This is a genomic window from Snodgrassella alvi, assembly GCF_040741455.2.
GTDB lineage: Bacteria > Pseudomonadota > Gammaproteobacteria > Burkholderiales > Neisseriaceae > Snodgrassella > Snodgrassella alvi_E.
Genome location: NZ_CP160328.2, coordinates 1,930,636 through 1,952,256 on the forward strand (window position 1 = coordinate 1,930,636; position 21,621 = coordinate 1,952,256).

The 21,621-nt window shown below is 47.5% G+C and carries 15 protein-coding genes; 10 read left to right on the forward strand and 5 right to left on the reverse strand.

Annotated elements, in window-relative coordinates; genetic code table 11:
* Positions 1–892: 892 nt before the first annotated feature.
* The 4 genes from ABU615_RS08615 to ABU615_RS08630 all read left to right on the forward strand — a co-directional run bounded on the left by ABU615_RS08615 (position 893) and on the right by ABU615_RS08630 (position 7,682).
* Positions 893–2,584, forward strand: a complete 1,692-nt coding sequence (locus ABU615_RS08615; protein ID WP_267408313.1) for a glutamine--tRNA ligase/YqeY domain fusion protein — start codon at positions 893–895, stop codon at positions 2,582–2,584.
* A gap of 132 nt (positions 2,585–2,716) precedes the next feature.
* On the forward strand, positions 2,717–4,879 hold the full coding sequence (gene yccS, locus ABU615_RS08620) for a YccS family putative transporter (protein ID WP_370388839.1): 2,163 nt from the start codon (positions 2,717–2,719) through the stop codon (positions 4,877–4,879).
* A gap of 189 nt (positions 4,880–5,068) precedes the next feature.
* On the forward strand, positions 5,069–6,634 hold the full coding sequence (gene proP / locus ABU615_RS08625) for a glycine betaine/L-proline transporter ProP (RefSeq protein ID WP_100152177.1): 1,566 nt from the start codon (positions 5,069–5,071) through the stop codon (positions 6,632–6,634).
* A gap of 103 nt (positions 6,635–6,737) precedes the next feature.
* Complete coding sequence (locus ABU615_RS08630) at positions 6,738–7,682, forward strand: hypothetical protein (protein ID WP_370388840.1); 945 nt, start codon at positions 6,738–6,740, stop codon at positions 7,680–7,682.
* An 86-nt stretch (positions 7,683–7,768) separates the two neighbouring features.
* Here the strand turns inward: ABU615_RS08630 and ABU615_RS08635 are convergent, their stop codons facing one another.
* From ABU615_RS08635 to tsaD, 4 genes are read right to left on the reverse strand one after another with little or no spacing between them, the layout of a single operon-like run.
* Positions 7,769–8,191: a DUF4124 domain-containing protein gene (locus tag ABU615_RS08635; protein ID WP_100152179.1), complete on the reverse strand. Its 423-nt coding sequence runs from the start codon at positions 8,189–8,191 to the stop codon at positions 7,769–7,771.
* A gap of 21 nt (positions 8,192–8,212) precedes the next feature.
* The gene (locus tag ABU615_RS08640) at positions 8,213–8,701 is read right to left on the reverse strand and encodes a hypothetical protein (protein WP_100140205.1); all 489 of its coding nucleotides are present in this window, start codon (positions 8,699–8,701) and stop codon (positions 8,213–8,215) included.
* A 24-nt stretch (positions 8,702–8,725) separates the two neighbouring features.
* The gene (locus ABU615_RS08645; RefSeq protein ID WP_367489451.1) at positions 8,726–10,630 is read right to left on the reverse strand and encodes an ATP-binding cassette domain-containing protein; all 1,905 of its coding nucleotides are present in this window, start codon (positions 10,628–10,630) and stop codon (positions 8,726–8,728) included.
* Positions 10,631–10,670: 40 nt separating this feature from the next.
* A complete protein-coding gene (gene tsaD, locus ABU615_RS08650) occupies positions 10,671–11,693 on the reverse strand; it encodes a tRNA (adenosine(37)-N6)-threonylcarbamoyltransferase complex transferase subunit TsaD (protein ID WP_267391444.1) in 1,023 nt (340 codons plus the stop codon).
* A gap of 196 nt (positions 11,694–11,889) precedes the next feature.
* Here tsaD and queC point away from each other — a divergent pair, with 196 nt between their 5' ends.
* The 4 genes from queC to lipA all read left to right on the forward strand — a co-directional run bounded on the left by queC (position 11,890) and on the right by lipA (position 14,529).
* Entirely contained in the window at positions 11,890–12,552 is a 663-nt protein-coding gene (gene queC / locus ABU615_RS08655) for a 7-cyano-7-deazaguanine synthase QueC (RefSeq protein ID WP_370388841.1), read from the forward strand.
* 110 nt (positions 12,553–12,662) lie between these two features.
* The gene (locus ABU615_RS08660; RefSeq protein ID WP_100156240.1) at positions 12,663–12,935 is read left to right on the forward strand and encodes a YbeD family protein; all 273 of its coding nucleotides are present in this window, start codon (positions 12,663–12,665) and stop codon (positions 12,933–12,935) included.
* Entirely contained in the window at positions 12,932–13,576 is a 645-nt protein-coding gene (gene lipB, locus ABU615_RS08665; protein ID WP_370388842.1) for a lipoyl(octanoyl) transferase LipB, read from the forward strand. Before ABU615_RS08660 ends, lipB begins: the two co-directional genes overlap by 4 nt.
* Positions 13,573–14,529, forward strand: a complete 957-nt coding sequence (gene lipA, locus ABU615_RS08670) for a lipoyl synthase (protein ID WP_367417932.1) — start codon at positions 13,573–13,575, stop codon at positions 14,527–14,529. The genes lipB and lipA overlap by 4 nt, the downstream gene beginning before the upstream one ends.
* Positions 14,530–14,670: 141 nt before the next feature.
* Here the strand turns inward: lipA and ABU615_RS08675 are convergent, their stop codons facing one another.
* Positions 14,671–14,928 carry a hypothetical protein gene (locus ABU615_RS08675; protein WP_267391440.1) on the reverse strand — a complete coding sequence of 86 codons (258 nt, stop codon included), beginning with the start codon at positions 14,926–14,928 and terminating at the stop codon, positions 14,671–14,673.
* 763 nt (positions 14,929–15,691) lie between these two features.
* Here ABU615_RS08675 and gltB point away from each other — a divergent pair.
* Positions 15,692–20,158, forward strand: a complete 4,467-nt coding sequence (gene gltB, locus ABU615_RS08680; protein ID WP_370388843.1) for a glutamate synthase large subunit — start codon at positions 15,692–15,694, stop codon at positions 20,156–20,158.
* 49 nt (positions 20,159–20,207) lie between these two features.
* The gene (locus ABU615_RS08685) at positions 20,208–21,617 is read left to right on the forward strand and encodes an FAD-dependent oxidoreductase (RefSeq protein ID WP_370388844.1); all 1,410 of its coding nucleotides are present in this window, start codon (positions 20,208–20,210) and stop codon (positions 21,615–21,617) included.
* The last annotated feature ends 4 nt before the right edge of the window (positions 21,618–21,621 follow it).

Below are 21,621 nucleotides of genomic sequence, written 5' to 3' on the forward strand. Positions count from 1 at the left end.
ACAGTGCTGCTTTAATTGAATTAATTGCCGTCCTTATGCTGTAACCTCCAATTTATAGGCTTCGTTTTGAAGCGATAAATTGCAGCGAGCCCAGTATTTTTAGCAGTTTGTTGTTGTGCTGAAGCAGCGTGGATGTAAGTAAGATTTAGTTACTAAAACATAGCGTTAGTATTTTACATTAAACTTTTGTTCTATGCTCGGTGTGGTATATGAAATTTGTGTTGGCATTGTGTGCAGTTGGACGGGTAGGTCTATACTTTATTTATTGGTAGGGTCAGCTGCAGGCTGATTGAGGTGTTTCTGGTGTAGGTACTGGCCGGCATTTGGAAAAAGAACGATACAGCGGTCAGGAATGTGGATTTACTTACGTGCAACTGCGGTGCTTGTGCTTAAGGCTATCGGCTTGAAGCCGGAAACTGCTGGCGTGGCGGCTGTAAAGCTTTGTGATAATTATTAGTATGTATGCAGGGGTTAATTTTGGGTGCTGCGGCACGGGGCTAAAAAAGAGTTATTTCGGCATATGCTACTTATATGGCTGCACTTGGACTAAATAGAAGGTGCTACGTGCTGAAAAATAGGGGTGACATCTGCTATGGCATGTTTTCCTGTAGCTGGTTGCTCTGCTATCCGTTTGATTAGCCGGATGCTAACTGAGGTAAAAATGCTATTTGAAGAGCTTAAGTAAGCTGATTACGGGTGTTAAAGTAAAATTTTGTTTGTATTTCGGTTAATTTGGTTTAGTATTTGCCAGACTATTACTAAAATACTTAATGCTTTTTTTATTTAGTATAATTGTATATTGCTTATATAAATTGGGTATATAATTATTACCTTTTGGTTGGTATTTTCAGCCGGTCTGCTGTAAATGCCTTTGCACATATTCAGAATAGCTATGCTTAATAAAGATCAGTTTGCCGATAATCATTTTATCCGTTCTATCATTGAGGAAGACCTGCAAAGCGGCAAGTGTCAGCAGGTGATTACGCGTTTTCCTCCGGAGCCGAATGGTTATTTGCATGTTGGCCACGCCAAATCCATTTGTTTGAATTTTGGTCTGGCTTATATTTATGATGGTTTGTGCAATCTGCGCTTTGATGATACGAATCCTGAGAAAGAATCGGATGAGTATGTGCGCTCGATTAAAGAAGATGTGCAGTGGCTGGGCTTTCAGTGGCATGAGGAACATTATGCTTCTGATTATTTCGAGCGTCTGTATGATTACGCAGTGGCGCTGATTCAAGATGGTAAAGCGTATGTGGATGATCTGGATGCGGAGGAAATGCGCCAGTACCGCGGTACGTTAACTGAGCCGGGCAGAAACAGCCCATATCGCGAACGTTCTGTTGAGGAAAATCTGGATTTGTTTGCGCGCATGCGTGACGGTGAGTTTCCAGACGGCAGTAAAACGCTGCGGTTGAAAATCGATATGGCGGCAGGCAATATCAATCTGCGCGACCCAGTGATTTACCGTATCCGCCGTGTGCATCATCACCGTACTGGTGATAAGTGGGTGATTTACCCGATGTATGATTACACGCATGCGATTTCAGATGCGATTGAAAATATTACCCATTCCTTGTGTACGCTGGAATTCGAATCCCATCGGCCGCTATATGACTGGGTGGTGGAAAACATTGCTATTGCCCATCAACCTCATCAGTATGAGTTTTCTCGGTTAGAGTTGCTGTATTCGATTACGTCCAAGCGCAAGCTCAATCAGCTGGTGGTGCAGGATCATGTTTCTGGCTGGGACGACCCGCGTATGCCTACCATTTCTGGTATGCGTCGTCGCGGCTATACGCCGGAAGGGCTGCGCCTGTTTGCTAAGCGGGTGGGAATTTCTAAAAGTGAAAATGTAGTAGATATGAGTGTGCTCGAAGGAGCCATTCGAGAAGATCTGGAAAGTGTAGCGCCACGAATGATTGCGGTGTTAAACCCGATTAAAGTGGAGCTTATTAATTTTGATGAGGCAGTGACACAAAGCCGTGAAGCGCCATACCATCCACATCATCCAGAGATGGGTGAGCGTCTGATGCCGCTGAGCAAAACCATTTATATCGAAGCCGATGATTTTGCGTTAGACCCGCCTAAAGGCTGGCAGAGGCTCACACCGGGTGGCGAGGTGCGTCTGCGATACAGCTATGTGATTAAATGTGAGGAAGTGGTGCAGGATTCATCCGGCCGGGTGGTGTCGCTGAAGTGTTCCATCGATCACGAAACACTGGCTGCCAAGCCGCAAGGGCGTAAGGTGAAAGGGGTAATACACTGGCTGTCTACGGAGCATGCGGTATCGGCCAAAGTACGTCTTTACGACCGGCTGTTTACGGTGGAGCGTCCGGATGCAGTACGTGGAGATGATGGTCAGTACCGCGATTTTACTGAATTTCTGAATCCGGCCTCGGTAACGGAAATTGATGCGCTGGTCGAACCAGTAGCGAATACGCTGGCACCGGAAACGCGCTATCAGTTTGAGCGGTTGGGCTATTTTGTTACCGACCGCTACGACCATACGCCGGAAAATCCGGTATTTAACCGCACGGTTACTTTACGTGATACGTGGCAGGCACAGGCAGAAAAAAAATAATTGTGCCTGTATTCCTGTGTATATAGCCGGCCGTTATGGCCGGCTTTTTGGTAAACAGAATCCGCCGGACGGGCAGCCGGTGGCTTGTTAAAATAAGCATAATGGTAAGTTCTGCTGATTAAGGACAGTCTGATGAGAACAATTCCGGTGCGTGCCGGTTATCTGGCTAATCTGCCGATGCTGCTGAGCATGGTGCTGGCCGCTTTGTGGGTTTGGTATACCGGTAATACGGCGGAAAGCACGGCTCTGTTTCTGGGGATTATCGCTGGCGGACTGGTAGATTTAGATGATGGTTTTACCGGCCGGCTACGTAATCTGTTTTATACGCTGATTCATTTTTCTTTAGCGGCTACGGCAGTTCAATGGACATTTGGGCACCCTCTGGCGTTTTCGCTACTGATGATTTGGGCGGCGTTTACCATGACGATGATGGGCGCCATTGATGCGCGCTACCGTACCATTGCGTTTGGTACGCTGCTGGTGATGCTGTATACGGTTCTGACTTATTCGCCAATGCTGCCTTGGTATACCAATCCGCTAATGCTGATTTGCGGCACCAGCCTGTTTAGTATATGTACGCTTGTGCTGCATTTGCTGTTTCCCAATCGGCCGGTACAGGATAATTTATCAGGTGCTTTTGCGCGTCTGGCCGATTATATGCTGGTGAAAGCACAGTTTTTCGACCCAGATGAGGCTGACTTGCTGGCAGAAAAGGAATTGGCGCTGGCGATGAAAAATACGGCTGTAATTGAGGGGTTTAACCGCTGTCGCGCAGCGCTGTTTTACCGTCTGCGCCGTCAGCATCGCCAGCGCGGTTTGGGCACCTTACTGCAATATTATCTAACCGCACAGAATATTCATGAACGCATCAGCTCGCGCCATGTGGATTATACGGCGCTGGCTCACAGGTTGGCTCATTCTGATCTGATTTACCGAATTCAGCGTTTGATTGTGCTGCAGGCACAGGCTTGCCAGCAGATGAGTGAGTGTCTGCACGAGGACAAACACTATGTATTCAATCCGATGCTGCGCCGTGCTGGTGAGGGCATTGAGCAGGCAGCTGAGCGCTATTGTGCTGAAAATGGTTGTGATGAAGATACACCAGGGTTGCAGCAATTGATAGCCAATGTTTTGGGAATCAATGAGCAGCTATTGTGGCTGGAGCAGGTAAAGACTGGTGCCACAGCAGAAGCAGTCAGCGAGACACAAATCGCAGGACTGGATGTGGATCGCATTCGCGATATTCTGCCGGCTGTGCGCGCTCATTTTACTTTGCAATCAAATGTATTGCGTCATGCGGTACGGCTAGCGATCCTGACGGCAGTGAGCTGTGTGGTGGTGGAAGGCTGCCAGCTTAAAATGGGCTACTGGATTCTGCTCACTGGTGTTATTGTTTGCCAGCCCAACTATTCAGCCACTACTGTCCGTCTGAAGCAGCGTATCGTGGGCACGCTGCTCGGTGTGGTAGTGGGGTCGGTGTTGCCATATTTTGTGCCGACACTGGCTGGCCGGCTGGTGATTGTGGTAGTGAGTACGGTATTGTTTTTTGCTTTCCGTGTACGCCGTTATAGTTTTTCCACCTTTTTTATTACCGTACAGGTGTTGGTTGGCTTTGCTATTATTGGCATGGATACCCAGTCGGCAATGCTGTCGCGCTTTGTGGATACGATTCTGGGTTCGGTATTGGCGTGGTGCGCGGTGTCGTATCTGTGGCCAGACTGGCGTTATTTGACATTGGGACGGATTGCCCGCCGTGCTCTGTGCAGTGACGCTGCCTATCTGCGGCAGGTTGCGCAGCAATTGCAGCAAGGGCTGCGTGACGATGTGGACTACCGTTTAGCCCGCCGCACGGCGCATGAGCTGGCGGCAACGTTAAGTAATACGGTGGCAGATATGTCGATGGAGCCGGCGCGCTATGGACGACGTCTGCCCGAGGGCAAAACTATTTTGCAACTTAATTATGTGTTGCTAAGCTGTATTTCCGCACTTGGGGCGCTGCGGGCGCAGGTGGATCGGATGCGACCACAGCTGACACCACAGCGAATACAGCACTGGTCTGTTATCGCATCAGCACTGGCAGAGCTGATGGCGCAGGATGCTGCTGATGCTGTGCTACAAGCTGAATGGTCAAAACTGGACACAGAGCTGGTGCAAAGCCGGCCTCAGGCGGATGAAGATGTGGTGGAGAAAGTGTTGTGGCGGCAGCTACACCGGCTGCATGAACAGCTGCCGGCCTACTGGCAGGCTTTGCAGGCGGATGCAAGGGCTGGTACTGCTGTGCAGGAATATCCATGAAAGTAGCGGAAAAAAAGCTTGCGTTAAGCTGGTTAAAATTCGTGACTGAATAAGTTAATCTTGACGTGCAGTGGTGTTTTCTCAATTATGCTATTGGTGGTTTTCTTTTAAAATCAGATATAAAGCTAAAAATTTGGCGTATGTTATACTGATATTCACCATTTCAATATTAATAATGAGAGGATTGCCATGGCTGAACCTAATGAACAGATTGAGACTTCGTCTCAAGTACCGCCATTGATTCCTACCCAGAATGGTACACTGGAATTACACGACATTACGATTGTTGACCAGAGTAAGCTGAAAAAGGCGATTTCAGCAGCGGCGCTAGGCAACGCCATGGAATGGTTTGATTTTGGTGTCTATGGTTTTGTGGCCTATGCGCTAGGACAAGTGTTTTTTCCATCAGCTTCGCCCAGTGTGCAGATTATCGCTGCGCTGGGTACCTTCTCCGTTCCCTTTCTGGTGCGCCCTTTAGGTGGCGTATTTTTCGGTATTCTTGGCGACCGTTTCGGCCGGCAAAAAGTGCTGTCGACCACCATTATTATTATGGCGCTCAGTACGTTCTGTATCGGGCTGATTCCTTCCTATCACAGTATCGGCATTTGGGCACCGGTGCTGTTGCTGCTATGCAAACTGGCACAGGGTTTTTCAGTAGGTGGTGAATACACCGGTGCAGCAATTTTTGTGGCGGAATATGCGCCCGACCGCCAGCGTGGTTTTCTGGGCAGTTTTCTTGATTTTGGGTCGATATGCGGCTTTGTGCTCGGCGCGGGGTTGGTGGTGTTGCTGGAAAATATCATGGGCTCGTCGCATTTCCTTTCATGGGGCTGGCGTATTCCATTTTTCCTAGCCGCTCCTTTAGGCTTGCTCGGCCTATATCTGCGTCATGCCGCTGAAGAAACTCCGGCTTTCCAGAAACATCTGGATATGATGGAAAAAGAAGAACAGGAAGCAGTGAGCAACCGCCCTCAGGTGTCGTTCAAAGAGGTCTTGCGCCGATTTTGGCGAACTTTGCTGGTCAGCGTAGGGCTAGTCCTCACTACCAATATTACCTATTACATGCTACTGACTTATATGCCCAGCTATTTGTCGCATAATCTGCATTACGGAGAAGACCGTGGGGTGCTGATTATTATCGCGATTATGATAGGCATGATGTTTATGCAGCCAATTATCGGATTCACTAGCGACAAAATCGGCCGTAAGCCCTTTGTGATTGGTGGGTCGATTGCTCTGCTGGTACTGGCCATACCGTGTTTTCAGCTGATTACCAGCGGCAAAGTAGGGTTGATATTCCTCGGTCTGTTTATTCTTGCAGTAATATTGAATTCCTTTACTGGCGTAATGGCCTCTACTTTACCGGCCTTGTTTCCAACACGTATTCGCTACAGTGCTCTAGCCAGTGCGTTTAATATTGCGATTATTATTGCCGGATTAACGCCAACCATCGCAGCAGCACTGGTGGACGCCAGCAATAATCTGTTTATTCCGGCCTATTATCTGATGCTGGTGGGCGTAATCGGAATTGTGACCGGTATCTGCCTGAAAGAAACAGCTAACCGCCCGTTACGCGGTGTTTCACCTTCTGCTTCGAGTAAACAGGAAGCGCGTGAGCTGCTGGCACAGACTTATGAGCATATTGAGCAGAGTGTGGAAGATATCGACGCAGAAATTGCACGATTGCAGGAACAGATACAGACGCTGGAAATGCGCAAACAGCAGTACATTGATTTACATCCGAAGCTTGAATGAGCTTTTAGTAACATATTTGTTAAAATTCAACCGCTAATGTTAATCTATATAAATTAACATTGGTGGTTTTTTCATTAAGTCTAAGGGTTTTAGGGGAAAAAGCATGATTAGTAATCTGGAATCTAGAATAAAAACTATTCGCAATGCTGTTGCGTTATTAGGTTTAGTTGGAAATATTATTGGTGTAATTATAATATTTTGGTACTGTATAACATATCAATTCTATCCGGTTGGTATATCGGTGGGGGATGTATTGTTTTGTATGTATATTTTTGTAATATTTGGATTTTTATGTTTTATATTTATTTTCCAGCAATACATGGCCGGTCGAATATTTTTAATTTTATTTCCAAAACCGATTAATAAATGTTTTAATAAATGTTTTAATAAATGTAATCTTCGTCCCATTATTTTGCCTAAAGAAAAAATTTATATTTTTTTAAGCATAATAGCTAATTTATTCTGTTTGTCACTTATATTTTATAGTTGGTTCCAAACAAGAAGTTTGTTTAAAACATTGATTTCTTTTATTGCTAATTATGGAGCTGTTTTGATTCTTATTGGTTTTTGTATTTTTAATCAAAAATGGAATACTCTTTTCAAAATAAACCAACTTAAACCAAGTGCAAAAAACATAAATATACTTTATTTTAAAATTGGTAAAATTGAAATTCCTTCGAAATTAATAATCATAATTTACTCATTAATTTTGCTGCTATTCTGTGTTAATAATATTATGATCAGCCTTACAGATATAACGCTGACATTGGCAGGGGTTAGACAAGCTGCAGTAACGATATACATAGATAAAAATTATCAAAAATTATTACAATCCAGAATTGCTAAAATAACTAAAAATTCAGCATTGAATTCAGAATTTAAATGTTTTGAGCTATGCTATATAGAAAATGTAAATATTTTATTTTCTGGAATTGGTACAGAGACTTTACTTGAAATAAAAACGCCAAAGGATAAACAAGGCCAACAACAAGCATTACTGATTTCTTTGCCATCAAGTGCGATAAAAGGCAAAGAACAGATTCATTAATAAATAAATTAATAAAACCTTCGTTTTATTAATTATCCCTGCTTAAAGGTTGCAGGAAAAAAACTGTAAGCAGGGATATCCGTGGTTTAGTTGCCATTCATGGCTTTGTCTAGTTCCTGTTGTTTGGCTTGTACGGCATCTTCTAATCCTTTGATGCGTTCCTGATAGCGTACGTAGTTGCGTTCGTTGCCCAAACGTACTTTTTTGCCTTCTTCCAGCGCTTTTTTGGCATCTGCAAGATTTTTTCGTGCTGAAGCTATTGCCGACTGGTTAGGCTGCTTTTCTGCTTCGTAGTTATCTGTGGGAGCAGAATGGTTATCCACAGCAGGTTTGTAAGCTGGTGTAGTGGAAAAATTTCCCCCTAGATTATTGGCCTGGCGACAGTTTTTGCCATTTGGTACTTCTGAATAGCTGTGGTTGCCACGGCTGTCGGTACATTCGTATATCTGTGCTAGTGCAGTAGTGCTCAGTAGGGAGCATAGTGCAGCCAGAATGAGGTTTTTTTTCATGATTTGTCCTTTGTAAGGGGGTTACATGCGGCCAAGTTCGCGCTGAATTGCCTGAATATTCTGCTGGCGGTCGAGTACGGCGCTTTGCAACTCGGTAGTATTGCCGCCTTTGCCAGTACGGCTGCGGTTAAGTGCTTCCTGTGCCTGAGCCAGTGCGTTGCGCTCGTTGGTCAGTTCCTGTTGTAGGATTGCACGGCGGGTATTGTCACTGCCTTTGGGTACGATATTTACCGAGGGCTGGGGCCCGCTGTATGCTGTGGCTACGCGTGTGGCTGGGCGTGGTCGACTACGCACGCTTGTTGAAGAGCTACTACTACTGCGGTAGCTGGGGCGGCTGTCGCTATAGCTGCCGATAGCAGGCAAGCTAGCGACGGCACAGTTGCCTTTAGGTTTTGATGTATAGACAACTTCGCCGTTTTCAAGGCAGGTATATACTTTTGCCGGTACTTGCGCACTGATTAGCAGGCTGCCAGAAATGATCAGTATGGGAAGCGCTTTTTTATATGTCATTATTAAACCTTGTACATCAATCATTCAGTTTTGTTGGCTGATGTCTTCAAGCTGTTGCTGCCATTCAAGCCATTTTTCTTCAGTTTGGGTTAATTTTACTTTGAGCTCGGCTAGTTGGGTAATGGTTTGTTGTAATTTTGTGCGGTTTTCGTCAAGGTAGGCTTCTTCGCTGGCGAGAAAGGCTTCGCCTTCCTGCTGCTGCTGTTGCCAGGTTTCCATGTCGCGTTCGGCTTTTTCGATATTTTTCATCAAGGGTTTGGTCAGTTTGGCTCGTTCCTGCCGCTGTTGTGCCTCGATGCGTTTTTGCTCTTTGCGCTTAATGCTGTCGCTGGAGTTTTGCGGCTGGTCGATACTGGTTTGCTCTTGTGTCAGACGCCACTGGCGGTAGTTGCTCAGGTCGCCGTCGAAGTGTCTGAGCTCGCCCTGATTGAGGTATATCAGGGCGTCGGTGGTGGATTCGAGCAGGCTACGGTCATGCGACACTACGATTAATGCGCCCTGAAAGCTTTGTAATGCTAGTGTCAGGGCGTGGCGCATGTCTAAATCCAGATGGTTAGTGGGTTCGTCCAGCAGTAAAAGGTTGGGCTTCTGCCACACAATCATGGCCAGTGCCAGCCTTGCTTTTTCGCCACCTGAAAAGGGGGCTATAGGTTGCATTGCCATATCGCCGAAAAAGGCAAAGCTGCCAAGGAAATTGCGAATTTCCTGTTCGCGCACGTCTGGAGACAGTTGCTGAATGTGCCATATTGGGCTTTGGTCGGCACGTAGGGTTTCAAGCTGGTGCTGTACAAAGTAGCCGATTTTGAGTTTTTCGGCTCGCACAATCTGGCCGCTTAATGGTTGCAGGCTGCCGGAGATGGCTTTTATTAGGGTGGATTTACCGCTGCCATTGACACCTAGCAGACCATAGCGTGCACCTGATTCGACTGAGAGATCGATGTTATGCAATACCGTTCGGTTGCCATAACCTAGATTGATGTTTTCAAGTTTTAGCAGCGGATTGGGCAGATGGTCGGGCTGGGCAAATTCAAATGAAAATTCGCTGTCCAGATGAGCTGGTGCGATACGTTCTAATCTGGCCAATGCTTTGATGCGACTCTGTGCCTGTACTGCTTTGGTGGCTTTAGCTTTGAAGCGGTCGATAAAGGATTGCAGATGCTGTATGTGTGCCTGTTGTTTGATATAGGCGGCCTGCTGCTGTGCGAGTCGCTGTGCGCGCTCTTGCTGGTAGAAATCGTAGTTGCCACCGTAAAGAGTCAGTTGTTGCTGTGCCAGTTCGACGGTTTGGGTGGTGGTGGCGTTGAGGAAATCGCGGTCGTGCGAGATGATTATCTGGGTGGTTTCGAGACCGGCCAGATGTTGCTCTAGCCACAGGACAGTTTCTAAATCCAGATGGTTGGTGGGTTCGTCTAGTAGAAGCAGGTCAGTACGGCACATGAGTGCCTGAGCCAGATTTAGGCGCATACGCCAGCCACCGCTGAATGATTTTACTGGCTGATGCTGTTCTTGTTGTGAGAAACCTAGGCCGTTTAGTAATTTGGCGGCACGTGCTGGTGCGCTGTAGGCACCGATTTCATCTAGACGTGCATGAAGTTCGGCCTGTTTGAGTCCGTCGTTGCCTGCTTCGGCCTGTTGCAGCAGTTGTTGTAGTTGCTGTAATTCTGTGTCGCCTTGAAGTACGTAGTCCAGCGCAGGGATATCAAGTGCCGGTGTTTCCTGCTTGACGGTGGCTAGCTGCCAGTGTTTGGGTAGGCGTAGGTCGCCACTATCATGGCTGATTTTTCCTTCCAGCAGGGCAAACAGGCTGGATTTGCCGGTGCCATTTTTGCCAATCAGGCCGACGCGCTGACCGGGATAGATTGTCAGGCTGGCGTGTTGCAGAAGCTGTTTGCTACCGCGCTGTAAGCTGAGATTTTTTATTTCAATCATACATATCAAACGCTACAAGTTGAGAGGCAAGGGGGGCGGGTTAGTTGACAATCTGGCTAAGCGGCCAGCGCGGTCTAACATTAAAACTGCCGGTAGGGCGGGCGCTGGACAGATGCATAGCTCCGGCAAAGGCAATCATGGCACCGTTGTCGGTGCAGTAGGCTAGCGGAGGAAAGAATGTATGCACTTCAGGAAGGCTGCTGAGGCTTTGGCGCAACTGCCAATTGGCACCCACACCGCCAGCTACGACTAGTTGTTTGTAGCCGGTTTGCTGTAGTGCCTGTTTGGCTTTGCTGGTCAGTACATCGACAACGGCGTTCTGGAATTCGCGGCAGATATCATGTCTGATTTGTTCGGGTAAAGCTTCGCCGCAGCCAGTTTCTGCTTTGATTTTGTTGACGGCAGTGAGTACGGCGGTTTTTAAACCGGAAAAACTCATGTTCAGATCGTGCGAATGCAGCATAGGGCGCGGAAAATGCAGGCTGCCGCTGTGGCCAAGTCTGGCTAGCTCAGACAGTTTAGCACCGCCTGGATAGGGCAGGCCAAGTAGTTTGGCAGTTTTATCAAATGCTTCACCGGCTGCATCATCGATGCTTTCGCCCAGTAGGGTGTAGTCGCCGATGCCTTTGACGGCCATAAATTGGGTGTGACCGCCAGAAACCAGTAAGGCGACAAATGGAAAATCCGGTTTGTCGTCGCTGAGCAACGGCGACAGCATATGGCCTTCTAGATGATGAACGGGAATGATGGGTTTATTTAGAGCAAAAGCCAGTGCGTTGGCAAAGCTGGCTCCGGCCAGTAATGCACCACCTAGCCCTGGACCTTGGGTATAGGCGATGGCATCGATGTCGGCAAATGTTTTGCCGGCCTGATGCAGACACGCCTGTGTAAGCGGGGTTAGGCGGCGAATATGGTCGCGGCTGGCCAGCTCGGGTACGACGCCGCCATATTCGGCGTGCATGGCAATTTGTGTGTGCAGCTGATGAGCCAGTAGTCCGTGTTCGGTGTCGTATAGGGCAACGCCGGTTTCGTCACAGGATGATTCGATTCCCAGTACCAACATGTTTGAATATTTGAATTTAAAGCAGTAAAGCGGTTTATTTTACCTGTTTTGGTGGCTTTCGTGGACTGGCTGTCGGTAGGGGAAGAGCAAATGTTTTATAATAAGTACTTGCGTGGTTCGCAAACTTCCCACGTCAGGCGGCGGTAAAAGCGGTTTTTACGGCTGTTTCTGAAATCAAAACTAAGGAAACGAAATAATGGAACAACATACTCGAGCGCTGGTAATTTTTTCCGGCGGTCAGGATTCGACGACTTGTCTATTGCAGGCTATAGCGACTTATGGGCGTGAAAATGTGCAGACGATTACTTTTCAGTATGGTCAGCGCCATGCGATTGAGCTGGAAAAGGCACGCTGGATTGCGCAGGACTTAGGCGTAGCACAGACCGTAATGGATTTGTCATTGCTGCAAAGCATTACGCATAATGCGCTGATGGATAAGCAGCAGTCTATTGAAACTCCGGCAAATGGGCTGCCGAATACGTTTGTAGATGGCCGTAATGCGTTGTTTTTGTTGTATGCCGCTATTTTTGCCAAAGGTCAGGGTATTCAAGATGTGATTGCTGGCGTATGTGAAACCGACTTTTCCGGCTATCCGGATTGCCGCAATGTGTTTGTACAGTCGATGAATGTGACGTTGAATCTGGCTATGGATTATGAGTTTCGTCTGATTACGCCGCTGATGTATCTGGACAAGGCACAGACATGGGCGCTGGCAGATGAGCTTGGCTATCTGGATTATGTGCGTGAGCATACGCACACTTGTTATAACGGCGTGGAAGGCGGCTGCGGTGAGTGTCCAAGCTGTGTATTGCGTGAACGGGGTCTGCAAACCTATCTGGCACAGAAAAGAGCTGTTTAATATGGGTTTAGGGCTGCTGTTTGCCTGTGATTAAATTTTTTTACGTGATTAAGCCTGTTTTGCATGTGATTTACATGGTAAAAACGTGACCAGACAGGAAAGGTATGAAGATGAGTGATGATCTGAAAACCAGTATTATTGAATTTCCGCTGGATTTCCCGATTAAGGTAATGGGTGAACAGCATCCGGAATTTGCGGCTCGGGTGCTGGACGTGGTGCAGCAGCATGCGCCAGAAACCGCAGCTTCAGATATTAATACCCGCCCGAGCAGTAAGGGTAATTATATTAGTGCTACAGTGGTTGTTCGTGCCGAAAGTCAGCAGCAGTTGGATGATATTTATCGTTCTTTAAGCAGCCATCCGATGGTGAAAGTTGTACTATGAAAGTGGTGCAGCTGGGTTTACGCGCTTATCAGCCGGTATTTGCTGCAATGCAAGAATTTACGGCTGCTCGCACAGCCCAAACCGAAGATGAGTTGTGGGTTGTTGAACATCCGCCCGTATTTACACAGGGCATGGCCGGTAAACCGGAACATATTCTGGTGCATGATGATATTGAGGTAGTACACATAGACCGCGGTGGGCAGGTGACTTATCACGGCCCAGGTCAGTTGGTGGTGTATACGCTGATTGATTTTAAGCGTCGCCATATTACCGTGCGTGAGCTAGTAAGCCGGTTGGAAAACAGTATTATTGCCACGCTGTCCGATTATGGCATTGCAGCGGAGAATGACCCGAAACGGCCCGGTGTCTACGTTAGCGGCCGGAAAATCGCGTCGCTGGGGCTGCGCATTAAACAGGGTGCGGTGTATCACGGGCTGGCGCTGAATGTGAATATGGACCTGACTCCGTTTACACACATTAATCCTTGCGGCTATGCCGGCTTGCATATGACGCAGATTGCTGAGCTGATAAAGCCGTGTCCAACACTGGCTGAAGTGGCAGAACGCTTAACCGGCTACCTGAGTTTGCAATTGAATGCTCCGCCTCCTGAGCGGCCATCTACACAGAAAGTTGTACTATGAATCAAGATAACAGCCAAGGGGTAAAACACAAGGGTGCAGAAAAAACGGCACGTATTCCGATTAAAGTGGTTCCTCTGGAACAAAAGCTGAAAAAACCGGAATGGATTCGGGCACGTTTACCGAGCAGTCAGAAGTTTTTTGAAATTAAAAGTATCGTGCGCGAACAGAAGTTGCATACGGTATGTGAGGAAGCCAGTTGTCCAAATATCGGTGAATGTTTTAGCAAGGGTACGGCTACTTTCATGATTATGGGTGATATCTGTACTCGTCGTTGTCCGTTTTGCGATGTTGGCCATGGCCGTCCTAATCCGCTGGATGAGCAGGAACCAAGCCATCTGGCTGCTTCGGTAAAAGCGATGAATTTGCGCTATGTGGTGATTACGTCTGTTGACCGTGATGATCTGCGTGATGGTGGTGCGCAGCATTTTGCTGACTGCATTACTGCTATCCGTGAAGCCAGCCCGCATACTCAGATTGAGGTGCTGGTGCCGGATTTCCGTGGACGCCTAGATATTGCACTGGAAATTCTGGCGCAGACTCCGCCGGATGTGCTGAATCATAATCTGGAAACGGCACCGCGGCTGTATAAACAGGCGCGTCCTGGTGCAGATTATCTGCATTCACTGAAATTGCTGAAGCAATATAAGGTGCTACGTCCTGAAGTAGCCACCAAGTCTGGATTGATGGTTGGTCTGGGTGAAAGTGATGAAGAAATTCTGCAAGTGATGCAGGATTTACGCGACCATGATGTAGAAATGATTACCATAGGCCAGTATTTGCAACCCAGCAACAGCCATTTGCCAGTGTTGCGCTATGTGACACCGCAGCAGTTTAAGGCTTTTGAAAAACGTGCTTATGAGATGGGATTTAAGCATGGTGCTATTGGGGCGATGGTTCGCTCGAGTTATCATGCAGATGTGCAGGCTGAGCACGCAGGTGTGGTAAACGAATAAAACTTCAAGGGAGATGCGGGCATCTCCCTTATTTATTGATGGCAAAATACAGCATACAAACTAGAAGATGCGTATTTTGGCTGTTATTTACGATACGCGTGAATTTTAGCCGCTAAAATTTCAATGCGTCTTTTCGTTTTTTCAGCGGCATTTACGTGGACTTAGACTTTTTATTTCTTCGTTTGTATGTAAATCGTATATGCGAATAATAGCTCCTGGAGAACCTGCACACAGGCTAATTTTAGTGCTGGTAATACCTGTGCCATTTTGTGCAACAAATTTAATATTCGGAGCTAAATCTCTTCCAAATTCATCTTCCGCGACAATATGATAATCGCCTTTCGGAGTCATACAACCACAGAGAAAGGCAATGATGATCAGGCAAAAAATATTTTTCATTTATTTAAATTTATTTTAATTTTGTAATGATATTTTATTTTATCGATAAATACTTTAAATGTCATTTGTTTGTTAATTTTCATTTTCTATCAGTTGTGTTTATTTAGGCAGATAGCTTTACCAGTGGGAGATTAAATGAATATTTTGGCAAAAAATTGATATTGGTTGGAATGGAAATGAATATATTGCCGGTGATCATCGGCATGGTGCTGCTCAGAGAATTTACTTTTCTGGTTCTGGATAGGGATTATTGAATACTATTTTTGGCGCAAGATCTGCGCTGTTGTCGCAAACATAAATTAGAAAATGTTTTAGGCTGGTGAGAGGATTTCAAATAAAGTCTGCACATTCATTCAAGTTAAAGATACGCAGGATAAGGACAATTTTTTTCTTTAGGGTCAGGTGTAGGCTGCCAGTTGTTATATATAATTGAATTACAATAATAATTGATTATTATTTTCATTTAGAATAATTTGCTGATGACATTATTCGTGTTTTCAGCAAATTTTTTTGCTTTCTGAAGACTGATTAACACGTTTATGTAAATTGGTGAAATATAGTGATTTTTTGATTAAATGCCGGTTTAATCTGCATATATATGTCTCTGGGTAGTGATTTATGCTGTAATTGATTCAAATTATAGCGTTTTTTTTATCGTTTCTATGAAAAAAGGTTTTGACGTTAAAGGGTAAATTTTTGTATGTTTGTTACCTTGTCTAACTAAATTGTGCTTTGCAATCAGTGCAGCAAACGAGGTTTCCTGATGTCCGGCTTATACGACCATACTCTGGTAAAAGAAAACTGCGGTTTTGGATTAATCGCCAATATTGAGGGTGAACCCAGCCATAAGGTGGTGCGTACCGCAATATTGGGGCTGTCGCGCATGCAGCATCGCGGCGCGATTTTGTCAGATGGTAAAACTGGTGATGGTTGTGGCCTGCTGCTGCAAATGCCGAAAAAATTCTTTCAGGCTGTGGCTGAGGAAAGCGGCATCACTCTGGCTAAAAATTTCGCCGTCGGCATGATTTTCTTTCCGCGCGATGAGGCGCTGGCACAGGAGTACAAAGCCATTATTGAAGAAGAGCTGACGCAGGAAACGCTGAATATTTCTCTGTGGCGCACGGTGCCCACCAACCCTAAAATGCTTGGCGCCATTGCGTTAGCCGATATGCCACATATTGAGCAGGTGTTTGTGAATGCACCTGCCGGCTGGCTGCCGCGCGATTTGGAGCGGCGGCTGTTTATGACGCGCCGGCGGATTGAGAAACGCATTAGTCACCGAGATTTTTATATTTGCAGCTTGTCTAATCAGGTGATGATATATAAAGGGCTATGCATGCCCAAGGATTTGCCGCGCTTTTATCCTGATCTGGCTGATTTGCGTATGCAAAGTGCAATTTGTCTGTTTCATCAGCGCTTTTCTACCAATACGCTGCCGCGGTGGCAATTGGCGCAGCCTTTTCGCTATTTGGCGCACAATGGGGAAATCAATACCATTTCCGGCAACCGTGCTTGGGCACGAGCACGCTCCTACAAATACCATACGCCTTTGATTCCGGATTTACAGACCGCTGCGCCGTTTGTGAATGAAACTGGCTCGGATTCCAGTTCTCTGGATAATATGCTGGAGCTGTTTGTGAATGGTGGTATGGATTTGTTTCGTGCTATGCGTTTGCTGGTACCACCGGCATGGCAGCACAATCCAGATATGGATGACGATTTACGCGCATTTTACGATTTCAATTCTATGCATATGGAGCCATGGGACGGGCCGGCAGGAATTGTGCTCAGTGATGGGCGCTATGCAGCCTGTACGCTCGACCGCAATGGTCTGCGGCCAGCGCGCTATGTGATTACGCAAGATAAGCTGATTACTATTGCCTCCGAAGTAGGTATCTGGGATTACGCTCCCGATGAGGTGGTTGAAAAAGGCCGTGTCGGCCCCGGTGAGCTGCTGGTGATTGATACGCGTGAAGGACGGTTGATGCAGTCGGCAGACATTAATACCGAGCTGAAAACGCGCCATCCGTATAAAGAATGGCTAGACAGAAATGTTTTATCGCTAATTCCATTTGAAAAACTGCCGGAAAATGAAACCGGAGAAGCCATTTTTTCAGCAGACCAGCTGTTGGTTTACCAAAAACTATTTGGCTATGACATGGAAGAGCTGGAAAGTGTGATTCGTGTGTTGGGCGAGAATGGACAGGAAGCAGTAGGTTCGATGGGAGACGATACGCCGTTTGCAGTACTTTCGCAGCGACCACGCCTGCTGTTTGATTATTTCCGCCAATACTTTGCTCAGGTAACCAATCCGCCAATAGACCCTTTACGCGAAAAGCATGTGATGAGCCTGAATACTTGTATCGGGCGTGAGATGAGCGTGTTCTTTGAGGCTGAAGGCATGTCGCATCGGGTGAATTTTAAATCACCAGTATTGCTTTACTCCGATATGCAGCAGTTGCTTCAGCTTTCTGCCGAACACTATCAGCATCATCACCTGCAGGCGGTGTACAACCCAAATGAAACCAGCTTGCAGGAAGCTTTGCTGCATTTGTGTGATGAGGCAGTTGCCGCGGTCAGAAATGGGGCAGTTCTGCTGGTGGTATCTGATCGCAATGTCAGCCGTAATGCTATGCCGATTCCGGCTGTGCTCAGTGTGGGCGCGATTCAGCAGCGGCTGGTAGAAACCAATTTGCGATGCGATGCCAATATTGTGGTTGAAACCGCATCTGCACGAAATCCGCACCATTTTGCCGTACTGATTGGTCTAGGTGCTACAGCGGTGTATCCGTATCTGGCGTATGAAAGTCTGGCCAGAATGGTAAGTATTGGTGCGATTACTAAACCTTTACGGCAGGTGATGCTCAATTTCCGTAATGGTATCAATAAGGGGCTGTATAAAATCATTTCCAAAATGGGTATCTCTACCATTTCGTCTTATCGCTGTGCCTGTCTTTTCGAAGCCATTGGTTTTCATCATGAAGTCATGCAGTTGTGTTTCAAAAATATGGTAAACCGTATTGAAGGGGCTACATTTGCACAGCTAGAAGATGATCTGCGCTGGTTCCACAAACGTGCATGGCAGAAAAGCCGTGGTCTGGAAATTGGCGGTTTTCTGAAATATAAGCCGCAGGGTGAATTCCATGCCTACAATCCAGAAGTGGTGAATACCTTACAGGCTGCCATCAACAGCGGTGACTATGCCCGCTACCGCCACTATGCGGATGCTGTGAATAAACGCCCTCCCTCCATGCTGCGGGATTTGCTACGGCTTAAAACGGAAGCAGCCACACCAGTGGCACTTGAACAGGTAGAAGCAGCAGAAAATTTATATAAACGATTCGATAGCGCGGCTATGTCGATTGGTGCATTAAGCCCAGAGGCACATGAGGCACTGGCCACGGCGATGAATCGTCTGGGCGGCTATTCCAACTCTGGCGAGGGTGGCGAAGACCCACGTCGCTACGGCACCGAACGCGTTTCACGGATTAAGCAAGTGGCTTCGGGACGTTTTGGCGTCACACCGGCCTACCTGATGAGTGCCGATGTGATTCAGATAAAAGTAGCGCAAGGTGCCAAACCGGGTGAGGGTGGACAGCTTCCCGGAGATAAGGTCACACCATACATCGCGCAATTGCGCTTCGCTGTGCCCGGTTCCACCTTGATTTCACCACCCCCGCACCATGATATTTATTCCATCGAAGATTTAGCACAGCTGATTTTCGATTTAAAACAGATTAATCCGCGTGCGCTGATTTCGGTAAAACTGGTGTCTTTACCAGGCGTGGGTACCATCGCTACCGGCGTAGCCAAAGCTTATGCAGATTTAATTACTATATCCGGCTATGACGGCGGCACTGGCGCCAGCCCGATAACCAGTGTGAAATACGCTGGTAGTCCTTGGGAGCTGGGACTGGCAGAAGCCCAGCAGGCGCTGGTAGAAAACAATTTGCGCCACAAAGTGCGGTTACAGGTTGATGGCGGCTTGAAAACCGGTCTAGACATCGTTAAAGCGGCTATTCTGGGAGCGGAAAGCTTTGGCTTCGGCACTGGGCCGATGATTGCGCTGGGCTGCCGCTATCTGCGTATCTGTCACCTGAATAACTGTGCCACCGGCGTGGCTACGCAGGATGACACTCTGCGCCACGAACATTTCCACGGTCTGCCTGAAAAAGCAATGAATTATTTTAAATTCATTGCACAGGATGTGCGTGAAATCATGGCACAGCTCGGCATCACCCGCCTGACTGATTTAATCGGCCGCACGGAACTACTGGAAATCGTTGCTGGCATCACCCCGAAACAGGGTACGCTGGATTTAAGCAAGTTACTGTATTCACCCAAGGTACCGGATGGCAGTGCTCGCTACTGTACGCAAACCAATCCGCCATTCGATACTGGTCGCCTCAATCACACCATCATGCAGGACGTTGGCGATGCCGTACAGAGCGGTGCCGATGTGGATCTGACCTATGATATCAATAATACCGACCGCTCCGTAGGCGCTGCCTTAGCTGGACAGATTGCTGCTATTCATGGAAATCGTGGCCGTACTTCACAACGCTTTGATATCTATCTAAATGGTACTGCCGGACAGAGTTTTGGTGTTTGGCTGGCTGGTAGCATGAATCTGTATCTAACTGGTGATGCCAACGATTATGTCGGTAAAGGTATGGCCGGCGGCAAAATTGTGATTAGGCCGCATGGCGGCACTGCTTTCCGGCCAGAAGACACCACCATTATCGGCAATACCTGCCTTTATGGTGCTACTGGTGGCAAATTGTTTGCTTCTGGCAAGGCAGGTGAGCGCTTTGCGGTGCGTAATTCTGGTGCCACAGTCGTGGTGGAAGGTATTGGCGACAACGGCTGTGAATACATGACCGGCGGAGTAGTGTGTGTATTAGGCAAAACCGGTATCAATTTCGGTGCCGGTATGACTGGTGGCTTTGCCTATGTGCTGGATGTGGATGGCGGCTTCAGACAGCGTATTAATTCTGAGCTGGTTGAAGGTTTAGACATCGCTGCACTTACCATGCATCAGGAAAATCTACGCGGCCTCATCGCCGAGCATGTGGAAAATACTCACAGCCCGCTGGGGGAACGCATTCTGGCTGAGTGGGACAACTATGTGAACCGCTTTGTGCTGGTGAAACCAAAAGCCAATGATGTCGATGCGCTGCTGGGGCACAAACCGCGTACCGTCACTGAATTGCGCGCTGTTACCCAGTAAGAGCAGACATTAAGACAGCAATAATCAAAAATCGTGCAAGGAACACCACATGAGTCAACGCGAAAATGTTTATCAGTTTATTGATGTACCGCGTGTCGATCCACCGAAAGAACCGCTGAGCGTACGCCAGCAGGAGTTTGCGGAAATTTATCAGCCCTTTACCACAGCACAGGCAATTGCTCAGGCAGACCGCTGTCTGGCCTGTGGTAATCCGTACTGCCAGAATAAATGCCCGTTGCACAACAACATTCCCAATTGGCTGCGACTGGCGAATGAAGGGCGAATTATCGAAGCAGCCGAGTTAGCACACACCACCAACAGCCTTCCTGAAGTCTGCGGCCGCGTATGCCCGCAGGATCGTCTGTGTGAAGGCGATTGTACCTTGAATGCGGAATTCGGCGCCGTTACCATCGGAGCCATCGAAAAATACATTACCGAACAGGCATTTGCGCAAGGTTGGCATCCAGATATTGCCACCGTGGAAAAAGTGGGTAAAAAAGTAGCGGTGGTTGGAGCCGGACCCGCTGGCCTCGGCTGTGCCGATGTTCTCATCCGCAATGGTGTAGACGTGACCGTATACGAACGGGCATCCGAAATCGGCGGCCTGCTCACCTTTGGTATACCGGCGTTCAAATTGGAAAAAGAAGTCATGATGCGGCGGCGGCACGTACTCACTGATATGGGCATAGAATTCAAACTGGGTGTCAATGTCGGTACCGACATTAGCTTGCAAGAGCTTGAGCAGCAATATGATGCAGTGTTTCTAGGCGTGGGGACCTATCAGGGACTACGTGCCGGTATCGAAAATGAAGAGTCCAGCGGTGTTTATCTGGCTTTGCCCTATCTGATTGGCAATACGGAACATCTGCTAAACATCGATAGCAAAGATTATGTATGCATGGAAGGTAAGCGTGTCGTGGTGCTTGGTGGCGGCGATACTGCCATGGATTGTGTACGCACCGCGCTGCGGCAGCAGGCCAAAGAAGTAATCTGTGCTTACCGCCGCGATGCTGCCAATATGCCCGGCTCCAGAAAAGAATTCAACAATGCGCGGGAAGAAGGCGTGCAGTTTAAATTCAATGTGCAGCCTCAGACTGTGGTGACAAACGAAGCAGGCACAGTAACCGGCATTCAGGTTGTCCGCACCAGCATGGGTGTACCAGACGAACGCGGCCGGCGCCGTGCCGAAATCATAGCCGGTAGTGAAGAAATCATTACCTGTGATGCCATAATTGTAGCCTTTGGTTTTGCACCGCACAGCATGCCGTGGTTAGGTGAAGTTGGTGTCACCGTGGACGAGCGCGGCCGTATTCAGACTAGTGGTGAATACAAACAGCAAACCGCCAATCCAAAAATCTTTGCTGGCGGCGACATCACCCGTGGTTCGGATTTGGTGGTTACCGCCATAGCAGAAGGGCGTGATGCTGCACAAAGTATTATGGATTACTTCGAAATCTAGTATA

Coding starts and splice junctions, on each gene's coding strand:
- lipA (WP_367417932.1), top strand. CDS start 13,573: ATGAATCAAGATAACAGCCAAGGGGTAAAACACAAGGGTGCAGAAAAA.
- queC (WP_370388841.1), top strand. CDS start 11,890: ATGGAACAACATACTCGAGCGCTGGTAATTTTTTCCGGCGGTCAGGAT.
- proP (WP_100152177.1), top strand. CDS start 5,069: ATGGCTGAACCTAATGAACAGATTGAGACTTCGTCTCAAGTACCGCCA.
- gltB (WP_370388843.1), top strand. CDS start 15,692: ATGTCCGGCTTATACGACCATACTCTGGTAAAAGAAAACTGCGGTTTT.
- lipB (WP_370388842.1), top strand. CDS start 12,932: ATGAAAGTGGTGCAGCTGGGTTTACGCGCTTATCAGCCGGTATTTGCT.
- ABU615_RS08615 (WP_267408313.1), top strand. CDS start 893: ATGCTTAATAAAGATCAGTTTGCCGATAATCATTTTATCCGTTCTATC.
- ABU615_RS08675 (WP_267391440.1), bottom strand. CDS start 14,928: ATGAAAAATATTTTTTGCCTGATCATCATTGCCTTTCTCTGTGGTTGT.
- ABU615_RS08640 (WP_100140205.1), bottom strand. CDS start 8,701: ATGACATATAAAAAAGCGCTTCCCATACTGATCATTTCTGGCAGCCTG.
- ABU615_RS08685 (WP_370388844.1), top strand. CDS start 20,208: ATGAGTCAACGCGAAAATGTTTATCAGTTTATTGATGTACCGCGTGTC.
- ABU615_RS08630 (WP_370388840.1), top strand. CDS start 6,738: ATGATTAGTAATCTGGAATCTAGAATAAAAACTATTCGCAATGCTGTT.
- ABU615_RS08645 (WP_367489451.1), bottom strand. CDS start 10,630: ATGATTGAAATAAAAAATCTCAGCTTACAGCGCGGTAGCAAACAGCTT.
- ABU615_RS08660 (WP_100156240.1), top strand. CDS start 12,663: ATGAGTGATGATCTGAAAACCAGTATTATTGAATTTCCGCTGGATTTC.
- tsaD (WP_267391444.1), bottom strand. CDS start 11,693: ATGTTGGTACTGGGAATCGAATCATCCTGTGACGAAACCGGCGTTGCC.
- ABU615_RS08635 (WP_100152179.1), bottom strand. CDS start 8,191: ATGAAAAAAAACCTCATTCTGGCTGCACTATGCTCCCTACTGAGCACT.
- yccS (WP_370388839.1), top strand. CDS start 2,717: ATGAGAACAATTCCGGTGCGTGCCGGTTATCTGGCTAATCTGCCGATG.